The organism is Niallia nealsonii (genome assembly GCF_002835805.1).
GTDB lineage: Bacteria > Bacillota > Bacilli > Bacillales > Cytobacillaceae > Niallia > Niallia nealsonii.
The window spans coordinates 23468-40315 of sequence record NZ_PISE01000008.1 but is presented as its reverse complement, the minus strand read 5'-3'; the positions used below and the strand labels follow the sequence as shown (position 1 = coordinate 40315).

Genomic DNA, 16848 nt, shown 5'->3' with positions numbered 1-16848 from the left:
TTTCTAATAAAAGTTTTGCAGCTAAACATGTATCAACTATACCTATAATAACTCTCCATTATAATTAAACTACTCGCTTACGAAATCCATGGTTTGGACAACCACTCTATCTTTGCCTGTTTCTTTAGCAACATATAATGCTTTATCTGCCCGTTTGAAGATGGAATGATAATCATCTTTTATCTCTTTGTTCCAGTAGGACACACCACAAGATATAGTTACAAATGGATTGGTTTTGGCTCTTACTTTGGCAACAAGCCTTTCTGCAATGCTAATCCCTAACTGCAGCGGCACTTTTGGCAAATATACAGCTAATTCTTCTCCACCCCACCTTGAACCAATATCCGATCCTCTAATATTTTCAATAATAATATTAGCAACTTGGATAATTATTTCATCTCCAATTTGATGACCATAAGTATCATTTACTGCTTTAAAATTATCAATATCAATTAAAATAAACGTTCCTTCTTGATCTGTTTTTATGGAACATTGAACTTTTTCATCAAGAAAGTTTCTAGAATAAAGTTTTGTAAGATGATCGGTAATCACGAGTTTTTCCAGCTCTTCTCTAAGCATGGAGTTTGTTAACGCTAATGTAGAGTGATGAATTAGTGATTGTAATAATTTAAATGTTTCAAATGAAAAATGATAAGGGGACGGATGCATTACCAAAGAGAATCCTTTTAAAAGCCCTGTTTGCATCATAGGAATCGCCATAATGGATTTATATTTAGCTGATTTTTGCTGTGGAAATTCAAAATCTCCGATAAATAAGGAATCCTTTTCTAATTTAATTTTTTCTTTAAAATGCTGAACATATGCTTCCGCATCTTTTGTATGAAAAAAATTTGTGCTGCCTACTAATACAGACATAGCATTAGATTCAGAAGAAAAAAGAATAAACCCTACTTCTTCTGCATGAAAACTAGAAGATATTCGTTCAGAAATATACCTCATCATTTCTGTTAAACGTAAATTTGAATTAAGTCGATGTGTCGTTTCATTTATTAATTGCAAATCAGAAACCAATTTTTTGGACTGCTGATATAATTGGGCATTTTCTACAGCACTTCCTGCTGTATTCGCTAATAACGTAATAAACTCTTTTTCGCTTTTCGGAAAATTAACAGTGTTTGGAGCGATTACTTGAAGCACTCCATAGACGCCTTGCTTTCCTTTTAAAGGTGCGTATAAAACAGATTGTCTTTCTTCCCTTGAATTTTCAAACTGAACTTGACCAGTAACATATGCTTCTAGCGCAGCAATATTTTCACTATCATATTCTAAGTCTTTTATCGGCAAGTCGCCACGGCTATTATTATCATGGGACAATAATAAATAGTAAGAAAATGTTGGATATAATTCCTGCAATGTATAAATAACTTCACCAAGTACATCTTCCATTTTCATGGAAGAATGAAACTTTTCCGTTACCCTAAATAATAGTTTATACTTCCTTTCTTCCGTTACAATTTTCACCAAACTTTGTATTTTATCAAGAAATAAGCTGCATTCCTCAATAAGAATTTCTAATAAAGAATCGCTATAGCTGATTTTTTGCCCTGTATCGTTGGTTCTTATAACAAAAAAGCTATTTATCCCATCTTTATGTTTTAATGGCAATAAAATATCATATTTATTAAATGCTTCTGTCTCGCATGATTGACGATGGATCTTGTGTGACATCAACAATTGACGGAATTCCAAAGAATTCAGAACATTAGGACAAAAATAGGAAGAATCTGTCGCTACTTCTATTCTCCAATGATCATCCCACTCTTTACAGCTATATAAAGCAATGTCCTTGGCATGCAAAACATTTTTTATGGTGCCTAACATTTCATCAAGTAATTGGATGTAGCTTAAATTATGACTATTTGTATCAACAATATCAAAAAAGCGGCTTTTTATTTTTAATATTATTTGGTGGCCAAGCATGTCCATTTAATCATCACCTAATTCATCTAACTATTTCATTCTATTTATCGGTCATATTAATAAATTTTTGATGCATGTAATTCTTCATTTTGTTTTAATGACCAATTAATATACATACACCTAAGAAGAATTATAATGATTGGTCATATTTATCTTTTGCACCTCTATATTTGAGATGACAATAAATAAATGCTCCTATTTTTCTCTAAACAAATATCGAAGCCCTAAAACCTCCATAAATGTTTTTTAATCTATATAAATACTTAATTTATTTCTATTAATTATATCATATGGCCATATAGTCAGGTCAAAAATGAAAAATATTTTTTTTCTAAGCAGGATACTCTTAAAGCAAAGGCTATGCTAATGAATAGGGTAAAATGAAGCAAAACCAATCGAGTGTTTGAATATAGTTTGAATAAAAAACAGTAGAAGCTACTAACCTTTACTTGACATTCTATCATCTAAAGTCATATAATACTCTTTGTGTAAAATATTGCAGCATATGTAAAATACTTTACTGTTTCATTTTATTCCTCAAGCTTATTGATGGTGTATTGTGTAACCCTTAGCTGCTAGGGCGAAGGTACATGAAGATAAAATGTGCAGAAAGAAAAGTTGCATCTGTTTTTATTTTACCAAATAAAAACATGAAGGAGGAGTCTATAATGGCTCGATATACAGGTCCAAGCTGGAAACTTTCTCGTCGTCTTGGCATTTCATTAAGCGGTACTGGTAAGGAGTTAGATAAACGCCCTTACGCACCAGGACAACATGGTCCAAACCAACGCAAAAAATTATCAGAATACGGTTTACAATTACAAGAAAAACAAAAATTACGTCATATGTATGGTGTGAACGAACGCCAATTCCGTAATTTATTCGATATCGCTGGCAAAATGCCTGGTAAACACGGTGAAAACTTCATGGCTCTTTTAGAAACTCGCCTTGATAACGTTGTTTATCGTTTAGGTCTTGCTCGCACTCGTCGTCAAGCACGTCAGCTTGTAAACCATGGTCATATTTTAGTTGATGGTTCTCGTGTTGATATCCCATCATACCGTCTAAAAGCAGGCCAAACTATCACTTTACGTGAAAAATCACGCAACCTTGATATTGTAAAAGAAGCAGTAGAAGTAAATAACTTCGTACCTGATTTCTTAACATTTGAGGCTGATAAACTAGAAGGTTCATTCACTCGTTTACCAGAACGTTCTGAATTGCCAGCAGAAATTAACGAAGCTCTTATCGTTGAGTTCTACTCTCGTTAATAGATTGTTAATATTTATGTTAAACCCTAGAAACCTATTTGGTTCTGGGGTTTTTTCTTATTATTTATCCTACCTCTCTATTGATTGTCTTAGTTTTCTATTCACTGTATCCATCTTTACAAAAAAGGCTCTTATTTACATCCATCCTCTTTTTAAAGAAGAGTCTAGAATGTAAAAAGAGCCTCTTGTATCATTAAAACTTAATTAAAAAATATTTCTTTTTGCCGCGGCGAATAACTGTAAATTTCTCTTCTATACGGTCTTCTTGTGTTAATACATAATCCAATTCTTGTTTACGTTCTCCATTAATGTATACAGCACCATTTGCAAGATCCTCCCTAGCCTGGCGCTTAGAAGAAACAATTCCAGCAGCTACTAGCAGGTCAACAAGAACCGCCTCGCCATCTTTATGCTCATATGTTGGCACATCTTTAAATCCTTGTTGAATTTCATCTGCTGTAAGATTTTTAATATCGCCGCTGAATAATGCTGCTGTAATTTTTTGAGCTTGCTCGAGTGCATTCTCACCATGAATTAATGTCGTCATTTCTTCCGCTAGTCTTTTTTGTGCTTTGCGCAAATGCGGCTCTTCTTGTACGGCAACTTCCAATTCTTCAATTTCTTCTTTTGATAAGAAGGTAAAGAACTTTAAGTATTTGACTACATCTGCATCTGCTGTATTAATCCAGAATTGGTAAAATTCATATGGTGTTGTTTTAGCAGAATCTAACCAAATTGCACCACTTTCTGTTTTTCCAAATTTTGTACCATCTGCTTTTGTTACAAGCGGTATTGTTAAACCGTACGCTTTTGCACCTTCTGGCATATTTTTTCTTATAAGTTCTAAACCAGTTGTAATATTTCCCCATTGGTCGCTTCCGCCAATTTGCAGTTTACAATCATGATTTTCATATAAATGTAAGAAATCCAGTGCCTGAAGAATCGTATAAGTAAATTCTGTAAAGGAAATTCCTGTTTCCAATCGAGAAGAAATCGTGTCTTTCGCCAGCATGTAATTAATTCCAATATGTTTTCCATAATCTCTTAAAAAGGTAACAATATCCATAGAGCCGGCCCAATCATAATTATTTACCATAACCGCTCCATTTTCCCCATCAAAATCAAAGATTCTTTTTAATTGACCTTGGAGACATTTTACATTATGACCAATAATATCAAGTGTCTGTAATTTTCTTTCTTCACTTTTGCCACTTGGATCTCCTATAAGCCCTGTTGCTCCACCAACAAGAACGATTGGACGGTGACCAGCATTTTGAAAACGTCTTAATGTTAAAAATGGTAAAAGATGTCCAATATGCATACTGTCAGCAGTTGGATCAACTCCACAATATAAAGACGTCATGTTCTCCATTAACTGCTCTTTTAACCCTGCTTCATCTGTTTGTTGATAAATAATCCCTCTCCACTTTAAATTCTCTAATAAATTCATTATAGGTAGCCTCCATTATTTAATAATTTTCTCTCAAACTATATTGATCATTATTATTTCCATAAAAATACTTCTCTTGCAACAAAAAAAGCCCCTGCATCTATATGCAGGGACGCAAAATAAGCGCGGTACCACCCTAATTTGAGAAAAATATTTTTTCTCCACTTTAATAGATAACGGCATATCCCGTTTACTGCTACTTTGCCTACATAAATAGTAGTAATTTCCCAGTAAAAGTTCAAGGAGGTAATTCGCTCTTTTATTTATGCCATTTTTCACCAACCAACGGCTCTCTGAAATAGTGATAAAAGAACTACTTATTCCTATCATTACAATAACGATCAATATGTAGTTGAATTATTTTTATCATAAAAACAAGATGTCTGTCAAATGCTTTCACGAAAAAAAACCAAATTGCTCCCCTTCTTTATGCTATAATGTATGTGATTTTAGGAGGAATGATACGAATGAATGATAGGTCGAAGTGGAGCAATTACTGGAATATATTCCGAAGCTTCTTTGCTAATAAAAAAACGGTTAAAAAAGCCCGCTTAACGTATGAAGTAACATGGAATCTTATCCTTCTTTTTATAATATGCCTTCTAATAGGCGGCGGGTTTGCGGCAGGTGTTGGCGCAGGATATTTCGCATCATTAGTAAAAGAAGAACCAGTGCGTTCTTACAATACAATGAAAAAAGATATTTATAACTATGAAGAAACATCTGAAGTCTATTTCGCCAACAATGTATATTTAGGAAAATTGCCAACAGATTTAGAAAGAGAAGAAGTCAAATTAAAAGATGTTTCACCATATTTAATTGATGCTGTTGTATCAACAGAAGATCAATACTTTTACGAACATAATGGGGTTGTTCCAAAATCTATTATGCGTGCATTATTTCAAGAAGTTGCAAATACCTCTAGTCAATCAGGAGGAAGTACACTAACGCAGCAGCTCATCAAAAACCAAATACTTACAAATGAAGTATCCTTTGCAAGAAAAGCAAAAGAAATATTACTAGCTCTCAGGCTAGAAAAATTCTTTGATAAAGAAGAAATTTTAGAAGCATATTTAAATGTTTCTACATTTGGAAGAAATTCATCAGGAAACAATATTGCTGGTGTACAAGCTGCTGCTAACGGCATTTTTGGTGTGGATGCAAAAAAATTAACATTACCGCAAGCTGCATTTATTGCCGGTTTGCCCCAAAGTCCATTTGGCTACACTCCATTTACACAAGAAGGAAAAGTGAAAGACAACCTGGAACCTGGCATATCAAGGATGAAAACTGTTTTATCTAGAATGTACAAAGAAAATAAAATTACAAAAAAAGAATATGAAGATGCCAGCAAATATGATATTACAAAAGACTTTATTCCTGCTAAAGAAAGCCCAACAGAAAAATACCCATGGCTGACATACGAATTAGAAAAAAGATCTACAGAGATTATCGCTGAAATGTTAGCAAAAAAAGATGGCTATTCAAAAGAGGATCTAAAAAAAGACGATATACTGCTTGAGCAGTATACTGCACTCGCTGATCGCCAAGTACATCAAAATGGCTATGAGATTCATAGTACTATTAATAAAAAAATCTATGATAAAATGCAGCAAGTTGCAAAAAACTTTTCTTTATATGGCCCTTCAAAAACAGAAACAGTAACAAATAACGAAACTGGCAAAACGGAAACAGTAGCGGAGCCTGTTGAAACTGGAGCTATTTTAATTGAAAATAAAACCGGAAAAATTATCAGCTTTGTGGGCGGAAGAGACCACAATAGAGAAGCAACAAACCATGCAACAAGCGCAAAACGTTCTAACGGTTCAACAATGAAACCATTACTAGTATACGCTCCTGCTATCGAGCTTAATACATTATCTCCGGGAAGCATTTTGCCTGATTTGCCGCTTCGGCTAAATCCAGGAAGCAATAAAGCATGGCCAACAAACTATGATATGCAATACCATGGATTAGTAACAGCTAGATATGCATTAACTAAATCCTATAATGTTCCAGCAGTTAAAGCATATGTAGATATTCTCCCTCAAAAACCCGCTAAATATTTAGATAAGATGGGATTCACCTCTCTTAAAGAGGGAGATTATACAAATAGAGCAACTGCATTAGGAGCCTTAGAAACCGGAGTAACCGTCGAAGAAAACACAAATGCATATGGCACATTTGCAAATGATGGAGAATTCATTGATGCCTATATGATTGACAAAATTATCGACAAAAACGGAAAAGTAATTTATCAGCATAAAGTAGAGCCCGTGGAAGTATTTAGTCCTCAAACGTCCTATTTAACATTAGATATGATGAGAGATGTTATCAGTCAAGGTACGGCTGCTGCTGTAAAAAATCGTTTAAAATTCCAATCTGATTGGGCTGGAAAAACAGGTACAGCGCAAAACTTTACCGATTCTTGGTTTGTTGCAACAAACCCTAACGTTTCATTTGGCGTATGGACAGGATATGACACACCTAAGTCCTTGTATACAGGCGGCTTAAGCTACAGCATGCGTACGAACTATTTATGGGCTGATTTCATGAATGCAGTGTATGATATTAACCCAGATTTGGTTGACCCTTCCGAAAACTTTAAAATGCCTGGCGGAATTGTTAGAAGATCTATCTGTTCTGTATCTGGATTACTTCCTTCTGAAGGCTGTTCAAAGGCTGGTCTTGTTACAACAGACTTATTTAAATCAGGAACAGCACCAAATAAAACAGATGATAGTTTAATAGCTGGAAAAGTAGTGCAAATTGGAGATCAACGCTATGAAGCTTTGGATTCCACACCAAGTGAATTTACAGAATCAGGATTAATGTTAAACCCAGATTATCTAAAAAAACTGTTTGGAGTAAATATCTCTGATTCATCTTCACTCGTACAAAATAATCCTAATTGGAGTAAATTAGCTACAGCTTCAAAGAAAATGTATGATAATGGAAAAACTCCTTCTGCTATCGCTATAACCAACAGCGGAAAAGGAATAGCTTGGTCTAAACATAACGAAAATGATGTTATAGGCTATAGAATCTATAAAGATGGAGAAAAAGTAGGCAGCAAAAAAGCTGGAGAAACACTTTATTTTAATAACGGCTCTGGATCGTATACAGTAAAAGCTGTTGACATTGCCGGCAGAGTATCCTCTTCTTCCAATGTAATAAAAATTGGAGAAACAAAGAAAAAAGAAGAGACTAAAAAGGATAACACCAAGGAAGAAAACAAAAAAGAGACAGACAAAAAAAATAGTCAAGAAAACAAAAAAGAGGAAAATAAAGCTGACAATAGCAATAACAAAGATAAAGATAAAAAAACAGAAGAAACAAAAAATAACACAACGAATAATCAACAAAAGAACAATGCAGAAAACAAAAAAGAAACAACCAAACAAAATGAACAGCAAAAAGAAGACAACAGCAATAACGAATAGAATAAAAGAGAGGATTCCGTAATGGTATCCTCTCTTTTATCTTTAGCTTTATTATCAAGCCCGCAAAACTTATCAACTTTTAATGATATATTTACTTTTAACATATCCAGCGCTTTTTCCAGCTTTTATTTTGTACCAAGACCCGTGTTTGGATAGTATGACAACAGATTGCTTCTTTTTTAATTTTATTTTGATTTTAGAATTAGTAGTCGGCTTTTCCCTTACATTAAGAATAGTTGCATTTACCTTGCCTTTTTGTACAAGAGCTGTTTTTTTAATTGTGACCTTATTTGTAAAATTACGCTTCATTCCATCAGTATTTACTACATTAATTTCCGCTTTATATATTCCATTTTTGATTTTTGCAATATTCCACTCAAATGATACATTTCCTGCTTTTACTATGTTATTTTTACTCAGTGTAGCAATATTTTTCCCTTTTGAATCTTTTATTTTAATTACTATTTTTCCAGGCTTATTTATTTTCATAGATAATTTCACTTTATTTTGTTTATAATCCGAGCTTATTTTAAAAACAGTAATAGCTGGTGCCACTTTATCTTTTACTGTTTTGTTTGTTTCTGTAGATGGTTTGGGCTGTTGTTCAGAAACAATCCTGCCACTATATTCTTTTATAAGTGCCGTTTTAGGATAATAGAAACCTAGAATTTGTTGATAAGTGTGTCCAGCTTCTGCTCTATTTCTGGCTCCATATTGACTTAAGCCAACAGCATGACCATAACCTCTTCCATTAATTTTGATAAAACCTGCTTTATTCTCCGAAATATCCACTAAATAGCTGCGCATACTTTCAATTCCTACAAGTGCACGTATTCTTGAAGCAGCTACATTTTTTAATTCTAACGTATTTTTTTCTACGACCGTTTTATTATTGACTATTTCTTTTTTTAGATAAACAATAGTAGCAGAGCCTTGCAGGACTCTTCCACCTGCTGTTTTATTGGATAAATCGAGCTGCAGCACTGGGATATTCATTATTTTCATATCTTCTATTTTTTTGGAATATCCTTGTTTTTGCATCCAGCCTTTCATATTTTTTACTACTTGCAGACTTGCATCCTTCTCTACAACAGAGTCCCACCATTTTTCTCCTGCGGATAGATCTAATGCAGGATCAAGCTGCTGCTGGTTGAGTTCTATACTCCAAGGAAATTTTGTTTTATTAGTAGTATTATAATCATATATGTCATCTTGCACAGCAAAATAAGGTAATGTATATCCGCCCCATACACTAGAATTTAATTCTGTTTTCCCACCATTACTGGAATAAAAAACTGCATCTATTAGTTTATCATTATATTTCAATACCATTCCTGCTGTTTGCCGAACAGCCTCATCACTTCTTGAATGAAGGGCATAAGTGCCTCCATACACTTGATTGGAGATACTATCAACAAACTCCTTATCATCTTTATGCTTTAAAGCATATGTTCTTGCTGCAATGGTTTGCGCTTTTAATGCTTCCAATGGCCATAATGCAGGCATCTCTTGTGGCACTACACCTCTTAAATATGTTTCTATATCAATTTCATTAATAGGTCGAATATACACAGCATTATTTACTGTACTTTTTTCGATTACAAATTGAAAAGCTCCATAATAGCTTCGTCCATTTACTGCTAATCTATTAGCAGTTTGTTTCGGCTCCAAGGTTAATACATTGCTTTTCATTAAAACTGTCTTGGTCACATCTTCAACAAGCTGTAATGAACCATCCTTCATTTCTACAGTTAAAGCCGTGCCATTATTAATCATTTTTCCATTTGATAATTCATATTCGCCTACAGTTTTTAATGTAATAGACGTGGTATTCCCTATATAATTTACCAGCTTTACCTTTAAAATAGGATTGCTGCTTGCTTTAGGATGAATCAGAGTAATTAAAGTTGAAGTCATTATCATTACAATTAGAAAGAGGAAAAATAATTTTTTCATCAGTTAACTCCTAAACTAGTAGTTTAATTAAAAAGCACTGTCTTTACTTTTTTCTCCACTAATCTTATGGGAATTAAAAAAGAAAATCTATAAGTAAATTTTGGGGAAATCTTGTTTATGATAAATCACTCTAAAATTTATAAAGTAGAACTTCAATCAGTAGAGAGGCAAAAGCAGGTTGATGCCAAATAAATAAAACCACAGAAAAAATGGCTACGAAAAACCATCTTTTCTGTGGCGAAATGAGCAAATTACTTTATTTAAGCATTGCCTGCCTTATCCTTTTTTAGTTGATGAGCGTTCTTCAATTCTATGAGGCAACACTACAATATGATCTTCCACTGTCTCTTTATTCATATACTTCGTTAAAAGTCGCATAGCAACTGCACCTATATCATATAGCGGCTGAACAATTGTAGTCAGCTGTGGTCTAACCATAAGGGTAAGCTTGGTATTATCAGAGCTAATTATTTCAAAATCATCTGGCACGCTATAGCCTTCATCTTCTGCACCATGGATAACGCCAATTGCCATTTCATCTGATCCTACATAGATAGCAGTTGGTTTATCAGCTTGTTCCATTAGCTTATCAAACGATTCTATTCCTGATTCATAAGTATAATCGCCCTCAACAACTAAATTTTCATTAAAAGAAATATTAGCAGCTTCTAAAGCTTTTTTATATCCAGTAAGCTTTTCTTTGCTATTAATCGGTTCATTCATAGAACCTAAAACAAGTGCAATAACTTTATGTCCTTTTTCAATAAAAGAAGTTACCGCATCAAATGTCGCTTGTGCATAATCAATATTTACAGAGGCAATTTTTTGGCTTTCTTCTATACTTGCTGCAAGAACAATTGGTACTGGAGATTTTTCAAATTCTTGCACATGCTCTTCTGTAATATTTCCACCCATAAATACAATACCGTCCACTTGCTTGCCAAGCATTGTATTTAATAAATGAAGTTCTTTATCTTTATTCTGATCTGAGTTGCTTAATATAATATTATATTTATACATTGTTGCAATATCTTCAATTCCTCTTGCCAGTTCAGCATAAAAAGTACTGGAGATATCAGGAATAACGACACCAACTGTTGTTGTTTTTTTACTTGCTAATCCACGAGCAACAGCATTCGGGCGATATCCTAATCGATCAATTACTTCTAATACCTTTTTCCTTGTTGCTGGTTTTACATTCGGATTTCCATTGACTACTCTTGATACGGTTGCCATAGATACACTTGCTTCTCTAGCAACATCATATATCGTTATATTCATAATACTAAAACACTCCTTTTATATGTCCACTCATTATCTTTTCTTTTTCATTGCAAGCAGCTAAAAAACGCAAAAATTTTATCCGGATATAGCTAATCTTGTCTAATTATGTATTTAATCATACGATAACGTTACAAATGCCGCAATGACAAGCTTTCATTTTTTTTCAAAAAAAACGCTTTTTTTATCTATTATAACAAAAAACTTCACTAAAACTTTATATTTATATAAAGTCAAACTTCAATCAGTGGTTTTTTCCATCTCCCACTGATTGTTAATCGAACCAATCAGGTTTTTATGGGCAATTAATGCTGGATAAAAACAAAAGAACAATGCATATCTTTATATTCTCTTCTACCATTTATTCCATTTCTATTGCTAGTACTATTATTCCCAATAATTAGCTTTCTCATCGGATTTCATAATGAATTATGCTAAACAGATAAAATTTCATCAAAAAAAAGCATAGACTGATTCTATCTATTCTAATAGAATCAAAGCCTATGCTTAAAGCTTACATGAAAAATTATGCTTTTACAAATGGAGTTGCTTGAATAGCATTATAAAACTCATCAAACTCTTTTAAATCCATTTGTTGTGCTGAATCAGACAACGCCACTGCTGGGTCTGGATGAACCTCTGCCATAACACCGTCTGCACCGATTGCTAGGGCTGCTTTTGCACATGGCAACAACAAATCTTTTCTTCCAGTAGAATGAGTAACATCTACAAATACAGGCAAATGTGTTTCTTGTTTTAAAATTGGCACAGCTGAGATATCTAATGTATTTCTTGTTGCACGTTCATACGTACGAATACCTCTTTCACAAAGTATAATTTGATCATTTCCTTGTGACATAATATATTCAGCCGCATTAATGAACTCTTCAATAGTAGCTGCTAAACCTCTTTTTAGAAGAACTGGCTTTTTCACACTTCCAGCAGCCTTTAATAATTCAAAGTTTTGCATATTGCGGGCACCAATTTGAATAACATCAATATAATCTAATGCTTCTTCAATATGCTCTGGGCTTACGATTTCACTAATAACAGATAAGCCATATTCATCTGATACACGTTTTAGTATTTTTAATCCTTCTACTCCTAGACCTTGGAAATCATATGGAGATGTTCTTGGCTTAAATGCACCACCGCGAAGCAATGTTAATCCTTTTGCTTTTACAGATTCCGCTACTTTTGCTACTTGCTCATAAGATTCTACAGAGCATGGGCCAAATACAAACTTTGGAATGCCATCCCCAATTTTTGTTCCTTTTAAATCAACGATTGTATCTTCTGGTTTCTTTTTACGGGAAACCAACAACGCTTTGCTGTCATCATCTTGCTGCAGCTGTAAACCTGCTTTAAAAATTTGTTTAAATAAATGAGAAATAGTTGCATTATCAAATGGTCCGTCATTTTTTGCTAATATATGATCAAGCATTTTGCGTTCACGAACCGGATCATAACGATGAGCGCCATGTGTTACTTTCGCTTGGGCAATCTCTTGTACAAGGGCTGCTCTTTCGTTGATTTTTTCTAAAATTTCTAAATTCAATTCGTCCACACGGTCGCGCAATTGGTCTAATTCTTTGTTACTCATCTGGTATCCCCATCCTTTTTTCTACTTGTTAAATATAGAAGTCTTAATTTTCATATTAGTTCTACTTAGAAAAATTTTCAATATTCTTTATTGACATATAAAAATATGTTACATTTCTTGTGATTGGGTTTATTATAAATCATCTTTTTAGCATTGTCACTAATTTTCTTTAATAATTAAACGCTTTTAAGTATTAAAGCGTTTAAGAGAAAAAGATTTCTTCATAAAAATAATATTCTTAAATAATAAAGAAGGTGTTTTCTTTGCACGGTAAAGATAAAATATTTGCTTTAGATATTGGTACACGATCAGTTGTAGGAATTATTTTAGAAAAAGATAAGGAAAATTATCATGTTGTCGATATTCTTTCTATTGAGCATAAAGAAAGAGCTATGCTCGATGGACAGATACATGATGTTTTAGCTGTATCTAAAATTATTCTAGAAATAAAATCAAAATTAGAAAAAAAATATGGACCCTTATATAAAGTATCGGTTGCTGCTGCTGGCCGCGCCCTAAAAACAAAAAAATCTTCTTACTCTACAACTATTAAAGGCAAACCAATGATTACCCAACAAGATATATTACATATGGAGCTTACAGCCGTACAAAATGCGCAAAGTGCTGTCGCTGAAAAGAACAATCAAGACAAAAGCCAATTCTATTATTGTGTAGGCTATTCTGTACTTCGCTATTTATTAGATGATCAAGAATTAGGAAATTTAATTGACCAGCAAGGTAATATTGCAACAGTAGAAATTATCGCCACATTTCTCCCAAGGATAGTAGTAGAATCTTTAATTGCAGCACTCAATCGAGCCAATTTAGAAATGGAGGCTTTAACATTAGAACCTATTGCTGCCATTAATGTACTCATTCCGCCCTCTATGCGACGACTGAATGTGGCATTAGTAGATATTGGCGCCGGAACTTCCGATATTGCCATCACAGATTCAGGAACCGTCATTGCATATGGAATGGTGCCTATTGCTGGGGATGAAATTACAGAAGCAATCAGCGACCAATACTTACTGGATTTTCCCCTTGCGGAAGCAGCAAAAAAGCAACTCTCTGAGCAGGAAGTTATTTCTGTGACAGATATACTGGGCTTTACAACAGAATTAAGCAGAGAAGAAGCAATCACAAGCATCTCTCCTGCATTAGAGAAGCTTAGCGACCATATATGCAAAGAAATATTAGCATTAAATAATCATAAGCCTCCAAAAGCAGTAATGCTTGTCGGCGGAGGCAGCCAAACACCTGCTCTTCCAAACAAAATTGCCGAAATGCTTCATCTGCCGAGCAATCGTGTTGCCATTAGAGGAATAGATGCTATTACTCATTTAACTTTTAAAGATGCAAGTGTAAAAGGGCCTGAATTAGTTACGCCTGTTGGCATCGCTATTGCCGCAGGAAAAACTCCTGTCCAATATAAAACCGTTTATGTGAATGAACAGCCTGTTCGTTTGTTTGAAATAAATAAATTAACGGTAGGCGACTGTCTATTAGCTTCTGGGATAAATTTAAATAAACTCTACGGCAAACCAGGCAATGCTATGATTGTTTCTGTAAACAACCAACAAATCACAATTCCAGGAACTTATGGGGAGGCACCTGTCATTATCCGTAATGGAACAAAATGTTCGTTAGATGATATGGTTGAAAACGGAGAAGAATTAACGGTGTATAAAGGCAAAGATGGACAGCAAGCAGTCGTACAAATAAAAGAGTTATTAGATGAAGTTCCAGAAAAATCAATTCAAATAAACGGAGAAATTTTCCAAGTCACACCAACTATTATTTGCAACGGATTGGCTGCTGCAAAAGAGAAATGGGTAGAGGATCGAGATACAATAGACTATATCATGCCAAATACAATTAAAGAATTGCTGCATAGTCTTCAATTAGATCATTACATGAAAGAAGTACTGCCATTCAGATTAACGATCAATGATAAAGATACGGTTATTCCAGCTTTTTCAGGAAGTATACTGCGAAATGGGCTGTCAATTAAATTAGATTATAAATTTGACCATGAAGATGAAATAACGATTAAAAGAAAAAAAGCACCAACCGTAAAAGAGTTGGCAGAATTAAAACATGTATTATTATATCAGATACTGCCTGTCACTTTTAACGAAAAAAAATTGACACTCACTAAACAATTGGCACAATTCAAACGAAATGATCATTTACTGCCATTAGACACCAATCTATATAATGGAGATAAAATAATAATTGAGCAAAAGCCTTTTAATGGTTTTTTCTTTCAAGATTTATTTGCATATATTCAAATTGATATGCCCCAAACAAAAAGTGGAACATTTGAATTAATAAAAAATGGCGAAAAGGCAACCTTTTTAACCCCCTTAAAAAAGGGAGATGATTTGCAGCTTATTTGGCCTGCTAATACGCCAAAAAACTAATAAAAAAACTGATGCATGATTAAGATTTGCATCAGTTTTTACTTTTTACTTAATCGTGCTTACAGCATCTTTCAAAGCACTTACAGTAATATTATGGTGTGAGGCATTCCAAACAACCTTATTATCTGCAAACAATAACACTTGTGGAGACTCATGTTTAATATCATATGTTTCGGCAATATGATTGGACAATGGTCTAGAATCTTGAACTGCTAAATAATAGGCATCTACCTCATTATTATTTGCTGTATATTGTTGATACTGTTCAAAACCAGCCTGGCTGATTGGACATGTCAAACTATGCTTTAAAAATAAAATGGATTCATTATTTTTCACCACTTCATTAAATTCTTCTACTGTATCAATTTTCTTCATCAAAATGCCTCCTATTTCTATCTCAAAATAATCTTGCTTAACTCCCCTACAATACCACAGAATGATAAGGAAAGGAAAATGATTAACATCTTATCAAAATACCTCTATTGGCGTTTATATTTAGCGTCAATAGAGGCATTTATCTTTTTTGCAATTTAAATCTACTTATGAATGGTTGTATTTGCTTTCTGTCTCGTCAAATGCCTTTTTTGTCTCATCTAATTTTTTTTGTATTTCATCATAATCACTTTTAAACTTTTCTTCCATCCGCTCTTGATCATTTTCGGTGCTGGCATCGTCCTCGTTGGCTGATAGATCTTCTGTCGAATTAGCACCTTTCATTTTATCCATCATGCTACTAGATTGTTTGGAAACAGCAGTGGTAAGCTGATCTGTTTTTTCCTTGGCAATCGTAATATATTCAGAACCTTTTTCTTTTAGTGTACCAGACAATTCGATGCCTTTTCCTTTTAAAGAATTGGCATGTCCATTCATATCATTCAGCAATTCTTTTCCTGGTTTCGGAGCAAGAAATAATGCTGCCGCTGCACCAACAACTCCCCCCACAATTGCTCCTAATAAAAAATCTTTTGAGCCGCTATTTTCCATATGCACTGCTTCTTGCTCTTTTTTCATTAGATTAGCCTCCCTTTATATAGTCCTATTGCTTTTTGCTTTCGCCAACGCTTTTCGAGCATTCCACTGATCTTTAATATTCATTATGACTTTGCTCCATTGAACAACTTGAGCAATTTTATCTTGATTTTGTTCTAAAGTCGATTCTACATTTGCAGTAATGGTCTGAACAGATTGATTAAATCCTTTTACAGAATCTCCAACATCTTTCACCGCATCTACAACGCTATTTAAACTTTCTGATTTCTTTTGAATATCTGTAGCTAAAAGATTTGTCTTCTCAAGCAGGACCGTTGTTTCTCTGGTTACTCCATCAAGCTGTCTTTCCAGTCCTGTTAATGTCTTTGAAACACTATCTAACGTAATATGTAATGATTTTAATGTTTTCGCCAAATAAATGACTAAAATAGTAAATGCTATTGCTATTAATGCTACACTCCAATATAAAATTTCAATCATAATTATC

11 protein-coding genes and 1 other annotated feature are annotated in these 16848 nt (G+C 33.8%); of the genes, 3 read left to right on the top strand and 8 right to left on the bottom strand.

Annotation, left to right across the window (positions count from 1 at the left end):
• Positions 1–69 precede the first annotated feature (69 nt).
• Entirely contained in the window at positions 70–1947 is a 1878-nt protein-coding gene (locus CWS01_RS03585) for a diguanylate cyclase (protein WP_101175681.1), read from the bottom strand.
• A gap of 662 nt (positions 1948–2609) precedes the next feature.
• Here CWS01_RS03585 and rpsD point away from each other — a divergent pair.
• A complete protein-coding gene (rpsD, locus tag CWS01_RS03580; protein ID WP_101175680.1) occupies positions 2610–3212 on the top strand; it encodes a 30S ribosomal protein S4 in 603 nt (200 codons plus the stop codon).
• Positions 3213–3405: 193 nt separating this feature from the next.
• Here rpsD and tyrS read toward each other — a convergent pair whose 3' ends face one another.
• Complete coding sequence (gene tyrS, locus CWS01_RS03575) at positions 3406–4662, bottom strand: tyrosine--tRNA ligase (RefSeq protein WP_101175679.1); 1257 nt, start codon at positions 4660–4662, stop codon at positions 3406–3408.
• Between the two features lie 105 nt (positions 4663–4767).
• Positions 4768–5001: a binding site (T-box leader), on the bottom strand.
• 128 nt (positions 5002–5129) lie between these two features.
• Here tyrS and CWS01_RS03565 point away from each other — a divergent pair.
• The gene (locus tag CWS01_RS03565; RefSeq protein ID WP_235851964.1) at positions 5130–8105 is read left to right on the top strand and encodes a transglycosylase domain-containing protein; all 2976 of its coding nucleotides are present in this window, start codon (positions 5130–5132) and stop codon (positions 8103–8105) included.
• 72 nt (positions 8106–8177) lie between these two features.
• Here the strand turns inward: CWS01_RS03565 and CWS01_RS03560 are convergent, their stop codons facing one another.
• The 3 genes from CWS01_RS03560 to CWS01_RS03550 form a co-directional block, all read right to left on the bottom strand.
• Positions 8178–10061 (bottom strand): SpoIID/LytB domain-containing protein, encoded by a 1884-nt coding sequence (locus CWS01_RS03560; RefSeq protein WP_101175676.1) that lies wholly within the window; start codon positions 10059–10061, stop codon positions 8178–8180.
• A 276-nt stretch (positions 10062–10337) separates the two neighbouring features.
• Positions 10338–11342: a catabolite control protein A gene (ccpA, locus tag CWS01_RS03555; protein ID WP_101175675.1), complete on the bottom strand. Its 1005-nt coding sequence runs from the start codon at positions 11340–11342 to the stop codon at positions 10338–10340.
• Positions 11343–11868: 526 nt separating this feature from the next.
• A complete protein-coding gene (locus tag CWS01_RS03550) occupies positions 11869–12945 on the bottom strand; it encodes a bifunctional 3-deoxy-7-phosphoheptulonate synthase/chorismate mutase (RefSeq protein WP_101175674.1) in 1077 nt (358 codons plus the stop codon).
• 263 nt (positions 12946–13208) lie between these two features.
• Between CWS01_RS03550 and CWS01_RS03545 the strand changes: the two genes are divergently transcribed.
• Complete coding sequence (locus CWS01_RS03545; protein WP_101175673.1) at positions 13209–15371, top strand: cell division protein FtsA; 2163 nt, start codon at positions 13209–13211, stop codon at positions 15369–15371.
• A gap of 45 nt (positions 15372–15416) precedes the next feature.
• Here CWS01_RS03545 and ytxJ read toward each other — a convergent pair whose 3' ends face one another.
• From ytxJ to CWS01_RS03530, 3 genes are all read right to left on the bottom strand, one after another.
• The gene (ytxJ, locus tag CWS01_RS03540; protein ID WP_101175672.1) at positions 15417–15746 is read right to left on the bottom strand and encodes a bacillithiol system redox-active protein YtxJ; all 330 of its coding nucleotides are present in this window, start codon (positions 15744–15746) and stop codon (positions 15417–15419) included.
• 165 nt (positions 15747–15911) lie between these two features.
• Complete coding sequence (locus CWS01_RS03535) at positions 15912–16382, bottom strand: YtxH domain-containing protein (RefSeq protein ID WP_101175671.1); 471 nt, start codon at positions 16380–16382, stop codon at positions 15912–15914.
• A 15-nt stretch (positions 16383–16397) separates the two neighbouring features.
• Entirely contained in the window at positions 16398–16841 is a 444-nt protein-coding gene (locus CWS01_RS03530; protein ID WP_101175670.1) for a DUF948 domain-containing protein, read from the bottom strand.
• Positions 16842–16848 lie beyond the last annotated feature (7 nt).

What these genes read in the sequence shown, in the direction of transcription:
- CWS01_RS03585 (WP_101175681.1), bottom strand. Translation starts at nt 1,947, where the DNA reads ATGGACATGCTTGGCCACCAAATAATATTAAAAATAAAAAGCCGCTTT.
- rpsD (WP_101175680.1), top strand. Translation starts at nt 2,610, where the DNA reads ATGGCTCGATATACAGGTCCAAGCTGGAAACTTTCTCGTCGTCTTGGC.
- tyrS (WP_101175679.1), bottom strand. Translation starts at nt 4,662, where the DNA reads ATGAATTTATTAGAGAATTTAAAGTGGAGAGGGATTATTTATCAACAA.
- CWS01_RS03565 (WP_235851964.1), top strand. Translation starts at nt 5,130, where the DNA reads ATGAATGATAGGTCGAAGTGGAGCAATTACTGGAATATATTCCGAAGC.
- CWS01_RS03560 (WP_101175676.1), bottom strand. Translation starts at nt 10,061, where the DNA reads ATGAAAAAATTATTTTTCCTCTTTCTAATTGTAATGATAATGACTTCA.
- ccpA (WP_101175675.1), bottom strand. Translation starts at nt 11,342, where the DNA reads ATGAATATAACGATATATGATGTTGCTAGAGAAGCAAGTGTATCTATG.
- CWS01_RS03550 (WP_101175674.1), bottom strand. Translation starts at nt 12,945, where the DNA reads ATGAGTAACAAAGAATTAGACCAATTGCGCGACCGTGTGGACGAATTG.
- ytxJ (WP_101175672.1), bottom strand. Translation starts at nt 15,746, where the DNA reads ATGAAGAAAATTGATACAGTAGAAGAATTTAATGAAGTGGTGAAAAAT.
- CWS01_RS03535 (WP_101175671.1), bottom strand. Translation starts at nt 16,382, where the DNA reads ATGAAAAAAGAGCAAGAAGCAGTGCATATGGAAAATAGCGGCTCAAAA.
- CWS01_RS03530 (WP_101175670.1), bottom strand. Translation starts at nt 16,841, where the DNA reads ATGATTGAAATTTTATATTGGAGTGTAGCATTAATAGCAATAGCATTT.